The organism is Streptomyces odontotermitis (genome assembly GCF_050510915.1).
GTDB lineage: Bacteria > Actinomycetota > Actinomycetes > Streptomycetales > Streptomycetaceae > Streptomyces.
This window is the reverse complement of sequence record NZ_JBNJLS010000018.1, coordinates 92,754-113,142: the sequence shown is the minus strand read 5'-3', so window position 1 is coordinate 113,142 and position 20,389 is coordinate 92,754. Positions and strand designations below refer to the sequence as shown.

Annotated in this window: 17 protein-coding genes and 3 pseudogenes; 8 read left to right on the top strand and 12 right to left on the bottom strand. The window is 68.8% G+C overall.

What is annotated here, in order from left to right:
* Window positions 1-278: 278 nt before the first annotated feature.
* Complete coding sequence (locus ACQB60_RS34920; protein ID WP_496930208.1) at window positions 279-548, top strand: hypothetical protein; 270 nt, start codon at window positions 279-281, stop codon at window positions 546-548.
* A 99-nt stretch (window positions 549-647) separates the two neighbouring features.
* Here the strand turns inward: ACQB60_RS34920 and ACQB60_RS34915 are convergent.
* Window positions 648-1,181 (bottom strand): annotated as a pseudogene (locus ACQB60_RS34915) (helix-turn-helix domain-containing protein); the annotation flags it as partial.
* A 325-nt stretch (window positions 1,182-1,506) separates the two neighbouring features.
* On the bottom strand, window positions 1,507-2,247 hold the full coding sequence (locus tag ACQB60_RS34910) for a class I SAM-dependent methyltransferase (protein ID WP_496930130.1): 741 nt from the start codon (window positions 2,245-2,247) through the stop codon (window positions 1,507-1,509).
* Between the two features lie 945 nt (window positions 2,248-3,192).
* Here ACQB60_RS34910 and ACQB60_RS34905 point away from each other — a divergent pair.
* The 5 genes from ACQB60_RS34905 to ACQB60_RS34885 all read left to right on the top strand — a co-directional run bounded on the left by ACQB60_RS34905 (window position 3,193) and on the right by ACQB60_RS34885 (window position 9,087).
* On the top strand, window positions 3,193-3,510 hold the full coding sequence (locus ACQB60_RS34905) for a hypothetical protein (protein WP_496930129.1): 318 nt from the start codon (window positions 3,193-3,195) through the stop codon (window positions 3,508-3,510).
* A 1,177-nt stretch (window positions 3,511-4,687) separates the two neighbouring features.
* On the top strand, window positions 4,688-5,425 hold the full coding sequence (locus ACQB60_RS34900; RefSeq protein WP_496930128.1) for an ABC transporter ATP-binding protein: 738 nt from the start codon (window positions 4,688-4,690) through the stop codon (window positions 5,423-5,425).
* Window positions 5,422-6,777 (top strand): ABC transporter permease, encoded by a 1,356-nt coding sequence (locus ACQB60_RS34895; RefSeq protein ID WP_496930127.1) that lies wholly within the window; start codon window positions 5,422-5,424, stop codon window positions 6,775-6,777. The genes ACQB60_RS34900 and ACQB60_RS34895 overlap by 4 nt, the downstream gene beginning before the upstream one ends.
* Before the next feature lie 24 nt (window positions 6,778-6,801).
* Entirely contained in the window at window positions 6,802-8,382 is a 1,581-nt protein-coding gene (locus ACQB60_RS34890) for a sensor histidine kinase (RefSeq protein WP_496930202.1), read from the top strand.
* 54 nt (window positions 8,383-8,436) lie between these two features.
* The gene (locus ACQB60_RS34885; RefSeq protein ID WP_496930201.1) at window positions 8,437-9,087 is read left to right on the top strand and encodes a response regulator transcription factor; all 651 of its coding nucleotides are present in this window, start codon (window positions 8,437-8,439) and stop codon (window positions 9,085-9,087) included.
* A gap of 244 nt (window positions 9,088-9,331) precedes the next feature.
* Here ACQB60_RS34885 and ACQB60_RS34880 read toward each other — a convergent pair whose 3' ends face one another.
* The 8 genes from ACQB60_RS34880 to ACQB60_RS34845 form a co-directional block, all read right to left on the bottom strand.
* On the bottom strand, window positions 9,332-10,513 hold the full coding sequence (locus ACQB60_RS34880; RefSeq protein WP_496930126.1) for an MFS transporter: 1,182 nt from the start codon (window positions 10,511-10,513) through the stop codon (window positions 9,332-9,334).
* Window position 10,514: 1 nt separating this feature from the next.
* The gene (locus tag ACQB60_RS34875; RefSeq protein WP_496930125.1) at window positions 10,515-11,708 is read right to left on the bottom strand and encodes an argininosuccinate synthase; all 1,194 of its coding nucleotides are present in this window, start codon (window positions 11,706-11,708) and stop codon (window positions 10,515-10,517) included.
* A gap of 9 nt (window positions 11,709-11,717) precedes the next feature.
* Window positions 11,718-13,118, bottom strand: coding sequence for an argininosuccinate lyase (argH, locus tag ACQB60_RS34870; RefSeq protein WP_496930124.1), 1,401 nt, complete (start codon window positions 13,116-13,118; stop codon window positions 11,718-11,720).
* Between the two features lie 2 nt (window positions 13,119-13,120).
* A complete protein-coding gene (locus ACQB60_RS34865) occupies window positions 13,121-13,735 on the bottom strand; it encodes a GNAT family N-acetyltransferase (RefSeq protein ID WP_496930200.1) in 615 nt (204 codons plus the stop codon).
* 148 nt (window positions 13,736-13,883) lie between these two features.
* Entirely contained in the window at window positions 13,884-14,654 is a 771-nt protein-coding gene (locus tag ACQB60_RS34860) for an SDR family NAD(P)-dependent oxidoreductase (RefSeq protein ID WP_496930123.1), read from the bottom strand.
* A complete protein-coding gene (locus ACQB60_RS34855; protein ID WP_496930122.1) occupies window positions 14,651-15,637 on the bottom strand; it encodes an ornithine carbamoyltransferase in 987 nt (328 codons plus the stop codon). The genes ACQB60_RS34860 and ACQB60_RS34855 overlap by 4 nt, the downstream gene beginning before the upstream one ends.
* Window positions 15,634-16,971 (bottom strand): APC family permease, encoded by a 1,338-nt coding sequence (locus ACQB60_RS34850; protein WP_496930121.1) that lies wholly within the window; start codon window positions 16,969-16,971, stop codon window positions 15,634-15,636. Before ACQB60_RS34850 ends, ACQB60_RS34855 begins: the two co-directional genes overlap by 4 nt.
* On the bottom strand, window positions 16,968-17,738 hold the full coding sequence (locus ACQB60_RS34845; RefSeq protein WP_496930120.1) for a HalD/BesD family halogenase: 771 nt from the start codon (window positions 17,736-17,738) through the stop codon (window positions 16,968-16,970). Before ACQB60_RS34845 ends, ACQB60_RS34850 begins: the two co-directional genes overlap by 4 nt.
* 787 nt (window positions 17,739-18,525) lie before the next feature.
* Here ACQB60_RS34845 and ACQB60_RS34840 point away from each other — a divergent pair.
* Complete coding sequence (locus tag ACQB60_RS34840) at window positions 18,526-18,705, top strand: hypothetical protein (protein ID WP_496930119.1); 180 nt, start codon at window positions 18,526-18,528, stop codon at window positions 18,703-18,705.
* Window positions 18,706-18,959: 254 nt separating this feature from the next.
* Window positions 18,960-19,115, top strand: a pseudogene (locus ACQB60_RS34835) (WecB/TagA/CpsF family glycosyltransferase); the annotation flags it as partial.
* 265 nt (window positions 19,116-19,380) lie between these two features.
* Here the strand turns inward: ACQB60_RS34835 and ACQB60_RS34830 are convergent.
* A pseudogene (locus ACQB60_RS34830) lies at window positions 19,381-19,590 on the bottom strand (transposase); the annotation flags it as partial.
* 344 nt (window positions 19,591-19,934) lie between these two features.
* Window positions 19,935-20,348 carry a nuclear transport factor 2 family protein gene (locus ACQB60_RS34825; RefSeq protein ID WP_496930118.1) on the bottom strand — a complete coding sequence of 138 codons (414 nt, stop codon included), beginning with the start codon at window positions 20,346-20,348 and terminating at the stop codon, window positions 19,935-19,937.
* Window positions 20,349-20,389: the final 41 nt, after the last annotated feature.

The following is a 20,389-nucleotide window of genomic DNA, read 5'->3' as shown; positions in this document are numbered from 1 at the left end:
AGCCCACAAGGACATCGAAGCTCGGCAACGTATGGACCGGCCACTGCTTCCCAGCGCCCGACAACTACACAAGGCAGGATGCACGGGACGGAGGGACGCCCTGGCTCTGCTAAGGGGGCGAGGTGGTGCGGCGTCAAGCCACCACCGTCACCGTGGCAGTCATCCGCCCTGGGGTTCTCCGCACCCCTTGGAGATGGCCAGTTCGGGTCTCAGCCGGTGAGAGGCGTGCTGGGACAGTGGCCGGGTTGATGTTGGTTGTCCAGATTCGGGGGTGGCGCATGGCCGGCATCGGGTTGGCATTGAAGGCGCGGGCACGGGTGCGGGGATTCCACCTTGAGGTATTCGGTGCTGCGGACGGGGACACGCACGAATCGGTGACGGTCTTCAAGGGCAGCAACAGCGGCAGGCCGGTGGGCCATGCGGCGGCCGCGCTGGGGTCGGGGTGGGAGGCGTACTCGCGCAAGCGGTCTGGCAAGCAGAAGGAGCTGGGCTACTTTCCCACGTTGGAAGCAGCGGTGTCGGCGGTGATGGACAACAGTGATTCCTAGTCGGCTCACCGGACGCCGGGAAGCCCGCGCTCCCCATCGCTGGATCATCCGGTCCGCCCCGCGCCGACTGCAGGAACTGCGAGGCCACTCCCCAAAGGGGACTGCCCAGTTCTTCTTCAGCCGGGACAGACATGTTCGACCCGTGCCCGGGCCCGACGGTGGACGGCGTTCTCGGCCTCCTGCTGCTGAGTCAATCGGCTGTTGGCGTCGATGACGACCTGCAGGTTCGTCGAGTAGCGGTAGCTCTTGCTCAAGGCCACGACGATGCGGTCCCGGGTGGGGCCAGGGTGCCGTCGCCGACGTAGACGGTGTCTTCGCGTCTGCGGCGGGCCGACGAGATCGTCGGCAGCGGCGCCAAACAGCCAAGGATCCGGTCCGCGGCCGATCCACGGCCGACTTCGAGACCCTGGACAACGGCGCCACCTGCCTGAGCATCAGATGCGTGCGCCAGTGCGTGGCCACCAGCAACAGCCGCTCCCCCAGCGGCAGTCGCCACGTTCGCCCCCGGCGCATGCCACCACCGCGCCGCCGCACCAGCACGACGAGCCAGTTGAACTGCACCGGACTCCACCCGACGATCCGCTCGAACCGCTCGATCCGCTCCGGATCATCTGCTGAAATCACCCCACCCATGACCGAAGAATTCCTCACCAGCCACTTCGGTTACGGGACAACTTCCACTCGCTGCTGAGGCCACTTGAGGTCGCCCTGGTCCGCGCTTCACAAACTGGGGCTCGCTCGGCGCGCCTGCCCCGTGACCACCGTGTGACCGGTTGGACCATGTTCCGAGGCCGATGTTCCGAGACCGGTCCGGCGCGGGAGACGGCTGCCCCTGGAGCTCCCGCGGGCTCAGACTTGGTGAAGGGTGAGGGTAGTCCAGGCGCCGCCTGGTGGGGCTCAATCAGCGTCTGGGGCTTGCCCGGCGAGGGGATGCCTTCGCGTCTCGGCGCGGCGGAACTCACGGTTTGTGGGTGACCCAGAGCAGTTCCGCCGGCCAGCGGTGTGCCCAGTCGGGTGGGTCGGTTTCGTTGTATCCGTTGCGTGTTCCGGGTGCGGGTCGAGGTTCGATGAGGTCGTCGATGATGAGTCCTGCGCCGCGCAGGACCTTGACCCAGTCGCCGTAGGTGAGTTGATAGCTGGTCGCGCCGTCGCCTTCGGCGATGGTGTCCAGCCCGAAGTAGTCCTGCTGCAGCGTCGTGGTCACGCGGCCGGCGGCTTCGTCGTAGCACGCTTCGAACCAGGGGCTGGCGACGTTGAACACCAGGCGCCCGCCTCGGCCCAGGACGCGTGCGGCCTGCGGGACGGCCAGATGCGGGGGAGCCCAGCTGAGCCCCCCGAAGTCGCAGAACACCAGGTCGAAGCTGGCGTCGGCGAAGGGGAGTTGTTCGGCGGAGCCTTGCACCAGCGGATAGTGGTCCGCTCCCCTCGCGCGCGCCGCTGCGCCGAGTTGGGCCTCGGAAAGGTCGAGCCCGACCACGGTGGCACCCTCGGCGGCGAGCGCCCTGGACCACTGGCCGGCGCCGCAGCCGAGTTCGAGGACGCGCTTGCCGGTGACGTCGCCCAACGCGTGCAGGTCCGCGTCGGGGATGGAGTACATGCCCCACAGCCGTGGTGCGGCGCCGATCTGAGGGTCGTGCTCGTGCTGGTAGGCGCTGCTGATCCGGTTCCAGAGGCGCCGGTTGGCGGGGATGCTGTCCACGTGCCGACTCCAGCACTGCCTGCCGGGGCCGGTCAACACGATTAAGGCACTGACCGGCCCTCGTCCCGTTCCGGCCCCGGCCCCGGGCTCGGGCTCGGGCTCGGGCTCGGCCCATGCTCCGCCGGACGACCCCAAGCAGTACTTCGTCGGGTGCGTCTCCGGTCCTGGCTGCTCGGGGACATGCTGACCGGTATGAGGCTCGGCGGAGCGGAGCGGAGCGGTTCCGGGGCGAGTTGGCCGGGGTCGTTGGCGAGGTGTTCGGTTCTTGCCGCGGCGGGATCAGTGGCGCCTGGGCGAGTGCGATCTGCGCGGGTTGATGCCGGATGGGCGGCGCTCTACGGCCGCAGCGTTGCCTTCCGGCTCGCTTTGGAAGAACGCCGCTGGTCGTACGTGCTGGCGTGGATCCCGAAGAGACCGCCCGGCCGGCCACGGCCAGGCCGTATGAGCCACCCTGGGCGGGCCGGGGACACCCACCCGGCCTGTCACCGCGACGCGGCCCGGTCCCTGCCCGAACTCATCGACGCTGCGAGCCGGTTCCAGCAAGTCACCTGGCGTCGGGGCAGCAGAAGCCGGCCGGCCTCGCGCTGTGCCGTGCTCGACGTGCGTCCCTCGGGAAGGGACCACTTCGAGGGCCGCCCCCGGCGCGGCCGCAGCCACCACGCCACCCTCGTCGCCGCCACCCAGGCACTCCTCACCCTGCGGCGCTGGACCGGTACATGCACCACCTGCGGCCCCCTCCCCCCCCTGAACAGGCACGGAGCCAATACTTAACGAAGCACTGCTGAGCGGTCTCCGGCAAGTTCGTTGCTGATCCTTGGGCACGGCGTCGGTGGCCGGTATCGCCGCGCACCCGCGTCATACCTTCCGGTCAATCCGGGACCAACGAGCGTTTGAGTAAGCAAGATTGGGTAGCTCGGGGTCGCTCACCTGCAAGGAGGGGACATCATGCGACGCTTCACCACCCCGATCGGCTTGGCTGCCGTCCTGACGCTCGGCCTCGGTGCCGGGATTGCGAACGCTGCCGAGGAACCGCCCCCGCCCAGCCTCCTCGACTGCGTGCACGGCCTCGTCGCCACCCCACGAGCCGACATCGACCAAGCAGTCGCCATGGCTGCGCACGATCTGAACACCTCCGTCACCGAAGGCAAGTTGAACGACTTCGGACTGCAGCACAACCTCAATAAACTGGACAGTGAGCTTGCATGCTTCAACCAGGTTGAGAAGCTCCCGCCACGAAGCGGCAGCGGCGCATCTCTGAGCTGATCCGTTGGCGATCGAGCCTTTGACCGCGCCGAACGACGAGGGGTCAGCAGTGGACTTCACCGAACCCGCATAGCGCATGCACCGGCCGACGCCCAGTGCGCACGAGCGTTGCGGCAAGGCAGCGAGCGCAGTGTGCGCCCATCACCGGCGACGAGCCACTCGCCCAGGGCGACCCGCCCCCGGCCAGAGGGCGGGTCGCGACTGCCAGGCCGGTGCGTCGGACCAGAGCCAGTGTGACGTCAGGCCATGGAAGTACGGCTCAGCGGCGAATCAAGTGCAAGACGCGTGAGCGCATCTCCCTGAACTCGCCTGCATGGGCGGCGAGTTGAACAACATCCCCAAACCCGAGCAGCACAGCACGGGCTCAGTTCGACCTGACTGCCGCCAGTCGGGCGGCAGTTCGGAAACGGGGCATGGTGTCCGAACGCGGGGGCTGTTGAGTGTCACCAGTCGGCAATGGTGGCTGCGATCACGAGGGCCAGCGCGAAAGCCCCCAGCAGCATCCCTGCCGACCGAGCCGCGCGCAGGGCACGCTGTTTCCTCCCGGGAGGCTCTGCCTCCGGGTAGTCGCAGCAGTCGCAGGGTTCAGCGCAGCCCGCAGTCGTGCCAGGTGCCTGGCTCCCGCCAAAGTCGATGTCGAGGAAATCACCGACACCCATAGCCGTATAGCTCCCTCCCCCGCGCCGCTGCGGCGACTGCAGCTGTCGGCACCAAGCCCGGGCGAACAATCATCCGATACGGGACTCGCGTGGCCGCTCGGCCTGCCTTCCATGCGCACGCTCAAGACTCCGGCCCCGCCGGACACCTGCAGCCCAGCGCGGATTGTTCCCGATGGATGCATCCATGCGGGGTGGCCCCACTTCATCGCCTCGCCCGCTTCGGGAACCGTCTCGCGGGCCAGCGTGCGGACCCGCCCGAGCAGTTCGCGGCCCGGCCCGGCAAAGCCTTCGATGTACTCCTCGACCCTCTGTGACTGCCCCATGGCGACCGTGTGGCATCCTCGCCCCCTCCGGGCGCCCCGTCCCTCCGCACCCAGGGGGCCAGGGGCCCAGGGAGAGCCTCTGCTCACGGGCGCCAGGATGCGCAGTGCCGGGCCCGGGGTTCGGAAGAACCGAACCCCCTCTTCGGGGGAGTGCGCCATTGTGGCTCTGAGCTGCTGATTCGTAGCGTCGATGGCATGAACAATGTGCTTGAGCTGGAGCGAGTCAGCCGGTCCTACGGCCGTGGTGGGCGTGCGGTGCACGCCTTGTGCGAAGTGGATGTCCAGGTGCCACGGCATTCGCTCACGGCGGTGATGGGCCCGTCCGGCTCGGGGAAGTCGACGTTCTTGCAGTGCGCCGCCGGGTTGGACCGGCCCACGTCCGGGGTGGTGCGCCTGGGCGGCCAGGTGATCAGCGACATGAGAGAGGGCAACCTGTCGCGGCTGCGGCGTACACGCATCGGCTTCGTCTTCCAGTCCTTCAACCTGCTGCCCGCCCTCAGCGTGCAGCAGAACGTGCTGTTGCCGCTCCGGCTCGACGGGCGGCGCCGCGATCCGGCCCGCGCACGGGAGCTGCTCGCCCGGGTCGGCCTCGACGGACGCGAGGAGGCCCGCCCCGGTCAGCTCTCGGGTGGGCAGCAGCAGCGGGTGGCCATCGCACGGGCCCTGGTCACCGAGCCCGAGGTGGTCTTCGCCGACGAGCCGACCGGATCTCTCGACCAGGAGACCGGCGCCGAGATCCTGAACCTGTTGCGTGAGGCGGTGAACCAGCAGGGGGCGACGGTCGTGCTGGTGACCCACGATCCTGCGGTGACGGACCGGGCGGACAGGGTGCTGCGCCTTGTCCGCGGACGCCTGGTCCACGACAGCGGGGCGACCACCGTCGCCGCGGACGCTGTCGCGGGCGTCATGGCGGCAGGAGGGCGGGTCCGATGACTCTCCTGCATCCCACCGGTCTGGCCACCGCTGCCGTCCGCTCCCGCCCGTCCGCACTGGCGGGCACCTTCGCAGCGCTCGTGCTCACCGCGACCATGGTCACCGCGGGCGTCTCGATGGCCGTCTCGGCGTCGGCCGCGCCGCCGGGAGCGGATCCGGCCGCCCGCGCGCAGCTCGCCGATCTCTCCGACATGGGTATCGGCTTCTGTGTGATGTCGGTGTATCTGGCCATCTTCGTGATCAGCCAGGTGATGGCGCTGGCGGTGGCCCAACGCAAGCGCGAGAGCGCGCTGTTGCGCGCGATCGGCGCCGAGCCCCGGCAGATCCGCCGGATGGTCGCCGTCGAGGCGCTCGGCACCGCGCTCGCCGCGCTGCCCGTCGGCTACGGGCTCGGGGCGCTGCTCGGCCACTTCTGGCTGCGTGGCCTGGCCGCGCACGGCATGGCCCCGGCCGGCCTGTCCTTCCAGGTCGGGTGGCCTGCGCTGCTGGCCGCGGGCGGGACGATGCTGGTCTGCTCACAGCTCGGCGGTCTGATCGCCGGCTGGCGGGCGTCCCGTACCCGACCGTCGGCGGCGATCGCCGAGTCCTCCATCCAGGGCGGTGAACGCGTGGGCGCGGCGCGCGGGGTGGCGTCACTGATCGCCCTGACCGGTGCGGTCGTGCTGACCGTCGTCGCGGTCGAGGGGTCGGTCGAGAACGCGTCCCAGACGATCCCGCTGGTGCTCCTCTGCCACCTGGCCGCCATCGGCCTCGCCGGGCCATGGATCGGGCGGTGCGTGAGCGCTCTGTGCGCCCGCTTGCTGCGGGCGTCCGGCGGGGCGCCGGGGGAACTGGCGGTGGCCGGGACCCGCGCGCGGGCGCGCAGGCTGTCGGCGGCGATCACCCCGGTCGCGCTGGTCACGGCGTTCGCGGTCGCCGAGCTGACCACGGCCACCGGATCCGGGACCGACTCCGCGGGAGACAGGTGGGGCGAGGTCTTCCTCACGCTGGTGGTCGTCTGCTTCGGCGGACTGGTCGCCGCCAACACCCTGGTGATGCTGGCCCTGGAGCGGCTGCGCGAGTTCTCGCTGCTACGCGTGGTCGGCGCCCAGCGACGGCAGATCGTCCGGACGGTCGTGACCGAGTGCGCGATCGTCACGCTGGCCGGGGTCGGCGCGGGGGCGGTCGCGGGCTGCGCGGTGATGCTGCCGCTCGGCGCCCGTACCGGCACGCCGCTGAGCGGACTGCCGGGGTGGGTCTGGCTCGCCGTCGCACTGGGTGGAGCGGCGCTGGTCGGCATCTCCTCAGGTGCGCCACTGCTGCGGATGCTGCGGGTGCGGCCGATGGACGGCCTGACGCGCCACAGCAATTGACGTTACGCAAGCCGGCGGTCGGTGATGATGGGAAGCGCTCCGAAGCGGCGTGCCACGCCGAGAGAGATGACCATGACTCCCCCACTCCACGGGCAATCCCCCGACCGCCGTCAGCGTGACCGCGCTGACGGCACTCGTCGGCCCGCCGAGACAAACGGCACTAGCGTCACAGGTGCCTCCGACGCCCCCGTCGAGACAGCTCCCGCCACCGGTGGCGGGGCCGCGCCGGAGCACTCGCAACAGCGGCACGGTCGGCTGCGCCGGCTGACTCGGGGCCTGTTCCGCACGGCTTTCGGCTCGCCGGGAGAGGTCACGTACGGGCTGTTCGCACCGCTGCCCGGGTTCCTCTGCGGGGCCGTGCTCCTGTTGATGCTCTCCGCGGGTCTGCTCGGGTCGGTCGTTCTGGTCGGTCTGGCGCTGCTGATCGGTGTGCCGGTCGTCGCGCGTGGCACCGGGGCCGTGCACCGCGCGCTGCTGAGCGGGCTGCTCGGTGAGCGGATCAAGCCGCCGCCCCGGCGGCCCCGGCCGCCCGGCGGACTGCTCGCCCGCGCCCGCGCCGCACTGACCGACACCGACGGCTGGCGCTGTGCCGCATTCACTCTCGCCTTCCTTCCGGTCGCGGCGCTCCTGGTGCTGGTCTCCGCCACGATTCGGCTGTACGCGCTGTTCGCGCTGACCTATCCGGTCTGGTGGTGGCTGGTCCGCTCGGACGACGGCCACCGCGGCTTCGGACTCGGCTTCGGCGGCGTCCAGCTCGACAGCTGGCCGGCCGCGCTGCTGACCTGCCTGGGCGGTCTCCTGCCGATGGCGCTCGCCACCTGGTGCACCCGGCTGCTGCTCGACCTGGCCGTCCGGCCGATGGCCCTCGTACTGCTCGGGCCCGGCCGCCTCGACGCCCGTGTCCACGTGCTGGAGGACACCCGCGCGCTCGCCGTGCAGGACTCCGCCGTCACACTGCGCCGGATCGAGCGTGACCTGCACGACGGTGCCCAGGCCCGGATGATAGCGGTGGCGATGACGCTCGCCCGGGCCCGCGACCGACTGGCCCTGCTGACCGGGACGGAGCCCGAACTCGCCGCCGGGCGCGCACTGGTGGACAGCGCGCTGGCCGAATCCAGAACGGCGATCGGTGAACTGCGCGAGCTCGTCCGCGGCATCCACCCACCCGCCCTCAACGACGGTCTCGACGTGGCCCTGGAGACCCTGGCCGCCCGGGCCGGGATCCCGGCCGCGGCCGAGACCGAGCTGCTCCTGCGGCTACCGGAGGCGATCGAGACGATCGCCTACTTCTGCGCGGCCGAGCTGCTGGCCAACGCCACCCGGCACTCCGGAGCCACCGCCGTCCGCGTCTCCGCCCGCACCGACGCCACTCCCGCAGGAGGCGTCCTGCGGCTCACCGTCCACGACGACGGACACGGCGGTGCGCACCTGCGCCGGCCCGGCACGACACGGGGCGCGGGCGGAACCGGGCTCCCCGGCCTCGCGGAGCGGGTCAGTACGGTGGACGGACAGCTGCTGATCGACAGCCCCGACGGCGGCCCCACCACCATTACCGTTGAACTCCCGTTCCCGGCACAGGATCTGACGCCACATCGGCCGTCCTGACGCAGGTGCGGTAAGCCCCGGAGCCAGGGAGAGGCCATGCCATCCACCGCACCCCTGCGGATCGTCGTCGCCGAGGACGCGGCTGTTGTCCGCGAGGGCATCGTGCAGCTCCTGCGCGACCGCGGTCTCGACGTGGTCGCCGCCGTCGGCGACGCCGAAGCCCTGGTCGCCGCCGTCGAGGAAAGGCTCCCGGACGCCGTGGTCGCCGACATCCGGATGCCGCCGACCCACCGCGACGACGGCCTGCGCGCCGCACTGGAACTGCGCGAGCGCCATCCGGACCTCGGCGTACTGCTCTTCTCGCAGTACGTCGAGACCCGCTACGCCGCCCGACTCGCGGCCGACGGCCTCGCCGGCCTCGGCTACCTGCTCAAGGAACGGGTCGTGGACATCGACGAGTTCATCGACGCGCTGCACCGAGTCGCCGACGGCGGCACGGCGCTCGACCCGGAGGTCGTCGCCCAACTCCTCGCCGCGCGCCGCTCGGCCGAGGCGCTGTCCCCGCTCACCGGACGCGAACACGAGGTGCTGTCCGCCATGGCCGAGGGCCGCACCAACGCTGCCATCGCGGACACGCTCGGCATCTCCCGCCGGGCGGTGGAGAAACACACCGCAGCGATCTTCGACAAGCTGGGCCTGCCCCGAACCGACGCCCAGCACCGGCGCGTCCTCGCGGTCCTGCATTACCTCCACCGAACCGGCTGAGCGCCGTTCCTGGCGAGAGGTCCTTCGCGGGCCGCCCGCTTCGGTACGAGCGGCGGCACACGCACTCGGTGGCAGCCTGGATCGCGTCTGTTCCCAGCTCAGCTCCGGGCGTTCAACCACGTCTGACAGGCGCCAGATCCTGAGGCGGCCGTCTCGCCTGTCGCGCACTTCCAGGAAGTCGTCAAGCAGGTGGAAGGAGGTGTGATGAGCAGGCGCGTCTCCACGGCGCCACCCAGGCCAGTACTCAGCGCGCCTGGGCCCGCCGCACGAAGACGACCACCGTGGTGATCATGGCCAGGATCCACAAGGCCGCCAGCGACCAGGGCACGCCGTGGTCACCCCACACGTCCATGGCCGCGCCCGCATAAGGGGGCCCCAGGATGCCTCCGATTCCCCAGATGATGGCGAACGCCGTATTGCCGAGGAGCAGGCTCTCGCCGTCGAGGTCGGCACCCAGGATGCTCAGCACCAGGGGGTAGCCGGAGAACGCGATCCCACCCCACACCGCCACCATCGGCCACAGCCAGAGCCCCAGGCCCATCGCCGCGGGCAACAGCAGCGCACCCGCCGTGCCGACCGCGAGGGACAGGAGCAGAGCGATGCGGGCGTCGAGGCGGTCGGCCAGCCAGCCCAGCGGGAACTGCAGGGTCATCTGGCCGATGAGCAGCACCGTCAGTGCCAGCTCCCCCTGTCCGGGCGGCAGACCGGCCGCGTCCGCGTACAGGGGCAGGAACTGGAGCGTGACGGCGTCGAAGACGGAGATCGCCAGCACTGCCACGAGCAGGACCGACAGCTGCCGCGCCAGCGGTCCCACCGGTACCCGGCCCGAGTCGCCCATGTGCGGCACCCGGGTCTTCTCTGTGTACAGAGGCCAGAGCGCGATCAGGGGGCTGACCACCGCGACGGTGAGGGCGGGCGTCACCGAGTTGTCCGAGGCGCTGAGGACCGCTGGGCCGACGCAGAACCCCAGGGCAAGTACGGATGTGTACGCGGTGAGCAGTCGGCCACGATGCGCACCGTCGGCGTTCTCGCTGATCCATGTCTCGCTCAGAATGAACATGGCTACCGCACAACTGCCGAGCACCGCACGGAGGATGAACCACAGGGCCAGGCCATCGGTCACGGCGAACAGGGCCAGGATCACCGATGTGCCCACCGCTGCGGCGACCATCAGCTGCCAGGGCCCGAGCCTGCGCACCAACGCGGGGATCAACGCGGCGGTCAGGACCATGCCCAAGGGGGTCATCGCTCCGTTGAGCCCGATCACGGTGCCCGACACCCCCCGCTGCGCCAGCATGCGGGACAGCAAGGGGTAGGTGATGCCCAATGTCATACCGAAGACACCGATGATCACGATCGGCCCGACCGCGGTTCTGAAAGCTCCGGTGTTCTGCTCGCGGCGCAGCGTGCAGGGCGATCCCACCACGTCAGCCGTTCACTTTGTTCCACACCCGGCTGGGCAGGCTGAAGATGTCGATGAAGCCCTCCGCGCTGCTCTGGTCGAACGTGCAGTCGTTGCCGTAGGTCACCAACTCATGCCGGTACATGGGCCGTTCCGCGCTGCGCGCGGCCACCGACATACAGCCTTTGTAGAGCTTCAAGGTAATCTCACCGGTGACGGTGGTCTGGGTCGAGCCGACGAAGGCGTCCAGGGCGGCGCGCAGGGGACCGTGCCAGAGACCGTCGTAGACGGTCTTGCTGTACACCGCTTCCAGCTGACGCTTGTGGGTCAGCACGTCCGCGGGCAGGGTCAGGTTCTCCAGCTCTTGGTGGGCCCGGATGAGCAGCAGCATGCCCGGGGCCTCGTACAGCTCCCGGGACTTGACGCCGACCACGCGGTTCTCCAGCATGTCGATCCGTCCCACGGCATGCCGGCCGCCGAGCTCGTTGAGCCGCCCCAGGAGGTCAAGGGGGGACAGTGGTGCACCGTCGACGGTGACAGGAATGCCTCGCTCGAAGCCGATGGTGACGTAGGCCGCGGTATCAGGGGCGGTTTGGGGGGCCGCCGTCAGGGACCAGACCTCCTCGGTCGGCTCCCAGGAGAGATCCTCGATCAGGCCGGCCTCGACGTTCCGGCCCAGAATGTTCAGGTCGATGGCCCAGGGCCTTTCCTTGGAGACGTGCGGTTCGATGCCGTGCTTCTCCGAGTACGCGATGGTGTCGGCACGGCTGAAGGGCCACACACGGGCCGGGGCCAGGATCTTCAGTGAGGAGTCGAGGAGACCGACCGTCAGATCGAGTCGCACCTGGTCGTTGCCCTTGCCGGTGCAGCCGTGCGCGACGGCGTCGCAGTCGTATGTGTGCGCCGTTTCCACCAGGAGCTCACCGATGAGCGGGCGGCCGAGCGCCGACGAGAGCGGATACTGCCCGTCGTACAGGGCGTTGGCCTGAATCGCCGGGAAGCCGAACTCGCGGACGAACCGCTCCTTCGCGTCCACGACGAGCGAGACATCGGCGCCCGCCACCAGAGCCTTCTCCCGTACGGGCGCCAACTCCTCGCCCTGCCCCAGGTCCGCAGCCATCGCCACGATGAAATCGGCGTCCATCTCGTGGCGCAGGTAGGGAATGCAGGCGGTGGTGTCCACACCTCCCGAGTACGCCAGCACAGCGCGCTTGGACATGAGTACTCCTTAGTCGATCTCTGCATTGCGCCGACGCAGTTCCGCGGCAGCCTCGCGTACCAGGAAGGGCGACGTCCCGCCCGGGGACGCACGACGTGCGACGGCGTACTCCACGGTGAGCACCTCGGCGGGCAGAGCCTCGAACCGGGCGTCGAAGTCGGTGAGCCGGCCGGGTGAGGCGTCCTTGAGCTCCAGGTCCTGGGCGCCGAGCCACTTGACGAGGCCACCGACGACACTGTGCGCCTCACGGAACGGCAGGCCCTGCTCCGCCACCAGCCAGTCGGCCACGTCCGTCGCCACGGTGTTGCCGAGGGCCGCGTCACGACGGGTCTTCCCGGGCTGGAAGCTGATGCCGTGCAGCATCGCCTCGGCAGCCCGCACACTCACTTCGAGATGGTCGGCCGCGTCGAAGAGTGCTTCCTTGTCCTCCTGCATGTCCCGGCTGTACGCGAGGGGAAGCCCCTTCATGACCGTGAGCAGCGTCATCAGATCACCGTAGATCCGGCCGGACTTCGCCCGCATGAGCTCCGGCAGATCCGGATTGCGCTTCTGCGGCATGATCGACGATCCGGCACAGAGGTCCTCGGGGAGCTTGACGAACCCGAACTGCGGGGTGCTCCAGATGACCATCTCCTCGCCGAGCCGCGAGATGTGCATGGCGAGCGTGGCTCCCGCGGACAGGTAGTCCAGCATGAAGTCCCGGTCCGACACGGCGTCGAGGGAGTTGCGGCTCACTGCCCGGAAGCCGAGCCGACGCGCGGTGTCGTGAGGATCGATCGGATAGCCCGTGCCGGCGAGAGCAGCCGCCCCGAGGGGCGACTCGTCGAGGCGGCGGCGAGCTGAGCGGAGCCGGTCGCGGTCCCTGAGGAACATCTCTCCATAGGCGAGGAGATGGTGTCCGATCGTCACCGGCTGTGCACACTGGAGATGGGTGAAGCCGGGCATGACGTCGGCATGGTGAACCTCGGCCCGCTCCCCGATGAGTTCGATCACCCGGCTCAGGAGCGCGTCGAGCCGGTCGATCGCATCCCGTACCCAGAGCCTGGCGTCGAGGGCGACCTGGTCGTTGCGGGAGCGGGCGGTGTGCAGCCGGCCGGCGGTCGCTCCGATGAGGTCCCGCAATCGGGCCTCCACGTTCATGTGCACGTCTTCGAGCCCGGGGTCGAAGACGAAGTCGCCGGCAGTGATCTCACCTCTGATCTGCTCGAGGCCCCAGACGATGCGCTCCGCTTCCGCCGAGGAGATCACCTCGCACTCGGCGAGCATGCGCGCGTGCGCGATCGAGCCGTCGATGTCCTGCTGGGCCAGCCGGTGGTCGAAGCGAACCGAGGCATTGATCTCTTCCAGGAGCGTGCTTCCACCGGTCAGCCAGCCCTCCCAGATCTGCCCGTCACGCTGATTGCCGGTCATCTTCACAAGGCTCCTTTCCGCATCAGGACACCCACTTTGAACTCGAAGGAGCAGTCGAAATCCCGCCGCTTCCGGCGGATTTCACGCAGCCGGTAGGCACTGCACAGCCACTGCGCCTTGTAGAGGACGGAGAGGAAGAGCTTGCGCCTCAGCGAGCCGTGCGTGAAGTCGGTTTCGCTCTCCAGGACGGTGAATCCCGCTTCCGCCGTCAGTCGGCCCATGCCTGGCGAGCAGAAGAACAGCAGAAGATTCCTGTCGGCCGACTCCATGGCGCGTAAGGAGTCCCGCAGCATCTGCCGCCCGATCCCCCGGCCGCGAAACTCTTCGAGCATGAAGACCACGGCTATCTCACTCCATCGACCCGCGAGATGGTGCACGAGAAGAGCACCGGCAAGTCGGCCGGTCTCGGAGTGCACCAGGGCGAACGTGTCCCTGCCCCCGGTCCACTCCCTGACGCTGTAACCGGTGATGTGGGGTGATTCCCTGATCTGGCGCATGATGTCGGCCGCTTCGGACCGGGTGAGCGGCCGACGCTGCAACTCGAACCGGGCGAGGTCCCTTTGCCCGGGGTCATTCGCCAGGGGTGGAGGCGACGGGAGTGCGGAATTCCTGACCACATGTGGCAAGTCGCGTTCTCCTTGGGTGAGTCATGAGCGTTACGCGGCAGGGCCGTTGAGTTCCTGCCCTTGACGTGAGCGGCCTGCGCAACTCACGTATCTTGATGTGTGCAGCGCGTTCTGATCGCGAATTCTGTGGCGTCCCGCCTCAAATGCTGCCTCCGCCGTCCACGGTGAGTACCGCACCGGTGACGTAGTCGGCGTCGGGGCCCGCCAGGAACGCCACGGCGGCGGCGATGTCCTCGGGCATCCCGATCCTGCGCGCGGGGCGGTCCGCGGCCTCGGCGAGGAACTCCTCGTCGGACTGGCCGAGTTGGCGCGCCTCGCGGGCCAGCATCGGTGTGCGGGTGTCGCCGGGGGCGACGCAGTTGACCCTGATGCCCGCGGGACTGTGGTCCAGGGCCATCGCGTGCGTCAGCATGACGACTCCGGCCTTGGCCGTGCAGTACGCGGCGGCCGCCTTGCCCGCGCGCAGACCCCAGCCGGAGGCGACGGTGACGATACGGCCGCCTCCGACCTGCTCCATGAGAGGGATGACCGCCCGGCAGACGAGGAAGACCGAATCCACGTTGTCCGCCAGCGTCCGGTGCCAGGACTCCAGGGACAGGTCCTTGACGGTGCCACGCTGGATGCTGCCCGCGACACAGCACACGTCCGTGATGTCCCCCAGTCTGCTGACGACCGCCTTCACCGTCGCCTGTACGTCGTTCTCGTCGGAGACGTCGCACAGGAATGCCTCGGCGTGCCCGCCGGACCCACGGATGTCCGCCGCCACTTCCTGCGCGGCGCGGTCCCTGTCGACGACGGCCACCGCTGTGCCCTCGTGCGCCAGCCGGCGCGACACGGCGGACCCGATGCCACCGCCTCCTCCCGTGACCAGGGCGACCCGTCGGGCTGTCCGCTCTCCTGTCCCGGTCACCGGCGTCCTCCCGCGAGCGTTCCGTCGAACAGCTGGGCGAGCAGGGCCTTCTGGGTGTGCAGGCGGTTCTCCGCCTGCTGGAAAATCCTCGACCGCGGGCCGTCCTTGACCTCGGCGTCGACCTCTTCGCCCCGGTTGGTGGGCATGCAGTCGAGGAACACCGCCTCGTCGTCGGCGAGTTCCATCAGTGGAGCGGTGACGCGCCACCGGTCCGCGCAGCGGGTCCTGGCCTGGATCTCGTCCTGCCCGGTGAGTGTCGGGGACTTCCAGCTCAGGGTGTAGACGGCGGCGCAGTCACGGACGGCCTGCTCCAGGTCCTCGGTGAGTTCGACGTGCGCTCCGGTGCGGTCCGCGATGTCGCGGGCCGCCCGGGTCACCCGCTCCTGGGGGGCGAAGCCGGGTGGGTGGGCGACGGTGACGCGGTGCCCGAGCAGGGCCGCGGCCATCATGGAGGAGTGCAGTACACCGGGGGTCTTCTGCCGCGGTGAGTACGACCAGGCATACACGATCCGTTGGCCAGGCAGGTCGCCTCCGTACAGCTCGCGGAGAGTCAGGAGGTCGGCGAGTACCTGGCACGGGTGTTCTTCGTCGTCCAGGGCGTTGATGACGGGGATGGCCGCGAGTTCGGCCATCGTGCGCAGACGCCGGTGGCCCGCGCCGGGATCCTGCATGTCATACCAGCGGACCACGAGCGCGTCGAGGTAGCGGTTGAGCACTCCGACGGTGTCCTCGATCGACTCCCGGTTGGCGAGCCGGAGTTCCTCGACTCCGTAGGCAAAGCTGTCGGCGCCGAGCTGGGCGGCGGCGACCTGGAAGGAGACCCTGGTCCGTGTCGAGGGAACGTTGAAGAGCAGCCCGAGGCAGCGTCCCGCGAGAGGTGCGCGGGTGTCCTCGCCCCGCTTCATCGCCTCGGCGAGGTCGAGCAGTGAGGATATTTCCTTGGCGGAGAGGTCCTGCATCCGGAGGATGTGGCGCACGGTCACGCTGATTCCCCTCTCTGGTCCGGTGCGGTGACGCGATGACGCAGCCACCGTTCGGCGATGACGGAGACAAGCAGCATCGCGAAGGCGATGACGACGCTGAACCCGAAGAACGGCAGCATGGCGAGGGTGGCCGCGACGACGGTCAGGTTCAGGTAGGCGATCGGTCCCCGGGGCAGCAGTCGGGCGGCGGAGACGAACGCCATCAGGAAGATGAGGACATAGGTCGCGGACGACGCCTTGATCAGGGTGGCTTCGCCGGCGTCGGCGACGAGCAGGACGACGACCGGTACGGCATAGCCCGGCAGCAGTGCGAGAACGGCGCGCACGGGTACGGGCCGACGCGACGAGAGCCGGCACAGCCCGGTCGGCAGAATGCCGTCACGGGCAAGGGCGAAGACGACGCGCGACGTTCCGAGGCACCAGGCATTCGTCGTGAGGAGCAGCAGCATCCCGGCCAGCAGATATCCCCCGCTCTCCAGTCCGGCTCCGGTGGCCACATGGAGCAGACGCACGAACGCGGTGAGATCCGACGGGCCGGCGCCGGTGTCGGGGAGTGCCACGGCGACGGCGAACGCCATGGCGAAGTAGAGGAGACCGACGCAGCTGACGGCGCAGAGAATCCCTCGGGGAAAGGTACGTTCGGGGTCCCGGACCTCCTCGGCCACCGGGGCGGCGTTCTCCCAGCCGATGAATCCGAAGAAGCAGATGAGGAGGGCGCTGCCGAGAGACCCCCAGCCATGCGGCGCGAAGGGCGCGAGACGCGTGTAGTCGCCTTTCGGCAGCGCCAGGCAGATCACCACGGCCAGCAGCACCACCACAATGGCGAGGACCGTCATCTGGACGCGCGTACTGACCTTGATGCCGAGGAGGTTGAGCATGACGCAGCACACGATGACCGCGGCGCCCGTGAGCAGTGCCGTCCTGTTCGACGCCGCGGGGTCGACCGCCGCCAGCAGGTAGCGCCCGGCCGCCAGTCCGAGGACCGGGTTCCCGGCGAGCAGCGTGATGAGCAGGAAGACAGCGGCGGTCCTTCCCGCGCGCGGGCCGAATGCCGCCTCCACGAAGCGGGAGACACCCTTGCTCGTGGGGTGGAGCATGGACAGTTTCGCGAAGATCAGCGCGAAGGGGAAGCTGTAGAGGATCAGCACTCCCCAGGCGAGGAGGGACAACGGCCCCGCGACCCGCCAGGCGAGGGCGGGAATGAGCAGGACACCGGCGCCCATCACGGACGTGACGTAGTGGATGACGAGCTCTGAGGTCCCCAGCTGCCGCTTCAGTCGAGGATGACGGGGTTGGTACGAGGGCGGTGGTGACGTCCCCTCGACCGCTGTCACGCGCTCTGTCCTTCACGCGTCCCGCTCCAGAGGTTGTCCATGGTTTCGTGGCTGATCCTCTTGTGCAGATCGGCTCGCGACGCGTACCCCATGTTGATGATCAGCCGTCGGCCCTGACTCACGGGATAGACGCGATGCAGGGTGGTGTCGGTGCGCAGGAAATACAGGTCACCCGGCCGCAGCTCGAAGGAGTGGATGGGCTGGGCTATGAACTGCCGGTGGAGCTGCGGGTCTTGCTTGTTCCACTGTGTGTGGGGCACGCACTGGAGGAAGCCGCCGTGCTCGACCGGAGGGCAGGCGACGACCCAGACGACGGCGAAACTGTAGTCGTCCCAGTGCCATCCATGGGTGTCACCGGACTGGGTCAGTTCGGTGATGACATATTGCTCCGGTTCGTAAGGGCACACGAGCACTGATTCACCCGCGACTTTCCCCAGTGCCTCCCGGAAGGCGTCGGATGCGTACACCTCCGGGATCACGGAGCCGTGTTGGTGGATTTCTTTACGGCGGACATTACGCATGAGCCGTGGCGTGTGCCCCGTCTCCCTGAAGCTCATCTCGCGACGAACACCGTACTCGGTGACGAGCGTCTCGATTTCCTCCGCCATCGCGGACTTGGTGCCCTCAGGAGCAAGGAAAGACAACTTGGCGAAGCCAAGATCGAGGAAATCCCTGTGCGCCGACTCCCACTGCTCCTTTTCGATACCGTGGATCAGATGTTTCGACAGGGACTGAACGAGGTCAGCGATCCGCCCGTCCGGTCGCATGACTGACTCCCAACATGCCGCGCAGGGGTAATGGTGGACTCTGATCACTTTCGAAGTTGGAACCCTACAAGGCTCCAACGCCGCGACCAAGCGACAAAGATCGGGCGAGGAATGGTTCAAGCCAGTCAGAACTGACGCATCACTATTAGATACAGAAGAACAGACTCCGCTTTTCATGATTCATCGGTGATGACGTTCCGAAATTTGCGCCACCCGTTCCATTCCAGGATGCCTGCCGCCGGTGACGTGTCACCCTCGGACGCCGGGGCGAACCGGAGACGGCAAGGATCCGAAAAGCGGCATCCTTTGCTCCGTTTCTCGCTTCCCTCTCCCGACATAATCGGCGTTCACGTAAGTCCGGACGTGAAACTTCCCAGGTCGAAATGACCGCCCTCGCGCACCAAATGAAGATGGCAAGAAATCGTCACGCGCGGCCGTCACCTCGGGGGCGCCGTCGGCCGCCGGGAGACTCCTGAAGAAGCGCGAGCCGATGAAGCCCCGCCTCGCCCGTGACCGTGTTCCCGTCCATCAGCCTGGCCACTCTCGAGTCGCTGAGTGCGTCGGGGGTGCCGGCAGCGCCGCAGGTCTCCGACCGGGCCTTCCCGCTAGAGCCTGTCGGACGAACAGTGATCGAGCGGGGACGTGGCTTGGTTCGATTTGCCTTGCCGTTCCGGCACCGGGCGGCGATTCTGGGCCGGTGCCAGGACAGGGGAAGAGGAAGCGGCGGCGAGAGGCCGGGAGAGAGCGGCTTGCTGCTCTCATTGCGCCGGACGCGGGGAGGTGGGAAGTGATCTTCGAAACACGGGACGAGGCGGAGTTGCGCGCCCAGCTGCGCCACCTTCGCGAGGCACGAATCGATGCGTCGACGATCCGGATCGACACGCTGTGCGGCCGCCTGGCTCAGCCGACCGCCTATCGGCTGAGCCGGTTCGTTCGTGACGAACCCCGCGTGCGAGTCCGGCCATGAGCACACTGGCCCTTGATCTTGTGGCAAGTCGAGGCGAGGCGAAGGACGCGGCGTGAGAGCGGACAGAACCGCTGTCGCCGGAGGCAGACGCCCGTGGTCGCCCGTGGCCTGCCGCTCTTGATCGTGCTGTCGCCCGGCAACATCAATGAACGCCGCCGCGTTCGGCCGAGTTCCTCGACGGGACCCGCGTCCCGCGTGCCACAACGGATCGCCCGTGCACAACACCCGAGCGCGTGCCGGGCAACAAGGGCGTGCTCCAGCGCCACGGCCTGGAATGGGCCTGGCGCCTCGCGCTCGAGCCGCGCCGCCTCTGGCGCCGCTATGTGCTGCTCACCCCCCACTACCTGGTCCGCCTCGCGGCACAGCGGTCGAGAATCCCCCCCCCCGACACCACCCCACCCCGACCGACGTCCGCTGTCGGAGATCCCGTCCTGAGTCGGGGCGATCCCATCCTGAATCACCCGGAACTCCTCACCAGCAACTTCTTCGTCCAGCCGCGCCGACTCCCCCGAGGCGGCGGATGCCTGCCAGTGCTGCCGTCCGCCACCAGATGCGCCTTCGTCGTCAGCCCGCCGCGCGAGTGACCCAACGCCTCCCCACCCGCACCGCCGCCACCTGGTAGCGCCGCAGCGCGCGCACGTGAACCGGTCTTCGCGTAGCCCCCTTTGACGCGGCCGACCACCTCAGATGACGCATATGCACCGTCTGCCACGTGCCGAACCGATCCGGCAGGCGCCGCCACTGGCACCCCGTCCTGAGCCGATACAGAATCCCGTCGATCACTTGCCGGTGATCCCTCCACCGACCGCATCGGCAGTTGCTCCTCGGCGGCAGCGGGTCAAGCACCGCCCACTCCGCGTCCGACAATTCCCCTCTGCTGAGCATGTCCGGAACAACGCATCAACGATCAGGGAGTCGCGGCCTGGACGGCCAACGCACCGTCGCACACCGGGAGTTCCGGCGACGACTTCAAGATCAGCTATAGCGCACGGTGCCCTCCCCCGGGCCGCTAACGCTTCCGACCACAGTCCGGTTCAGGGGGGGCGGGTCAGCGGGTGTGGACCTTCAGCGGGGCGTTGGGGCACTGGCGGGGTGTACTGAGTGAGCGTCGCCGCCTCCTTCGCGTTCGCGCTCAGGTTCCAGCGGAGTTTGGTGGCGACACCTCAGTGACGGACAGGAGAGCGGTGCCGGGGCAGCGTGTGCCTGCAGTGGGAGCGGATCGGACGTCTTCACGTCATCAGCTCGGGTGCGAAGTAGTCCCGCAGCCGGGCGATCTTCCCGTCGCGGATGCGGAAGATCTGTACCAACGAGACAGTCACATCGTCGCCGTCGCCGTCACCGTCGAAGACCGTGTCGATCTCGGCGATGAATACGTCGGGATCGGAGGTGGTGTGCAGCGCGTACCCGGACTTCTCCAGGTTCGGTGAGTGGTCGCCCTTCGCCTGTTGCTCGTAGTACGCCGCCATCGCGCTCCGGATCTCCTCACGACCCACCAGCCTTCTGGGGAAGGCAGCATCGTCAGGCATGAGCGGCGCCTCGAAGACACCGTCGTCGGCGAAGTTCTCGGCCAGGGCATCAGCGTTCCGGGTCATGGCACCGGCGTAGACGTAACTCTCGAAGATCTCCTGCGGCGTTCGGGACACGGCGGCCTCCCTGGACTCAGACGCAGAAGGCCACATCATCA

Bases quoted from the DNA above. Each gene is read 5' to 3' on its own strand.
- ACQB60_RS34920 (WP_496930208.1), top strand. From the start codon at position 279: ATGGCCGGCATCGGGTTGGCATTGAAGGCGCGGGCACGGGTGCGGGGA.
- argH (WP_496930124.1), bottom strand. From the start codon at position 13,118: ATGACCGGCAATCAGCGTGACGGGCAGATCTGGGAGGGCTGGCTGACC.
- ACQB60_RS34900 (WP_496930128.1), top strand. From the start codon at position 4,688: ATGAACAATGTGCTTGAGCTGGAGCGAGTCAGCCGGTCCTACGGCCGT.
- ACQB60_RS34890 (WP_496930202.1), top strand. From the start codon at position 6,802: ATGATGGGAAGCGCTCCGAAGCGGCGTGCCACGCCGAGAGAGATGACC.
- ACQB60_RS34895 (WP_496930127.1), top strand. From the start codon at position 5,422: ATGACTCTCCTGCATCCCACCGGTCTGGCCACCGCTGCCGTCCGCTCC.
- ACQB60_RS34875 (WP_496930125.1), bottom strand. From the start codon at position 11,708: ATGTCCAAGCGCGCTGTGCTGGCGTACTCGGGAGGTGTGGACACCACC.
- ACQB60_RS34905 (WP_496930129.1), top strand. From the start codon at position 3,193: ATGCGACGCTTCACCACCCCGATCGGCTTGGCTGCCGTCCTGACGCTC.
- ACQB60_RS34845 (WP_496930120.1), bottom strand. From the start codon at position 17,738: ATGCGACCGGACGGGCGGATCGCTGACCTCGTTCAGTCCCTGTCGAAA.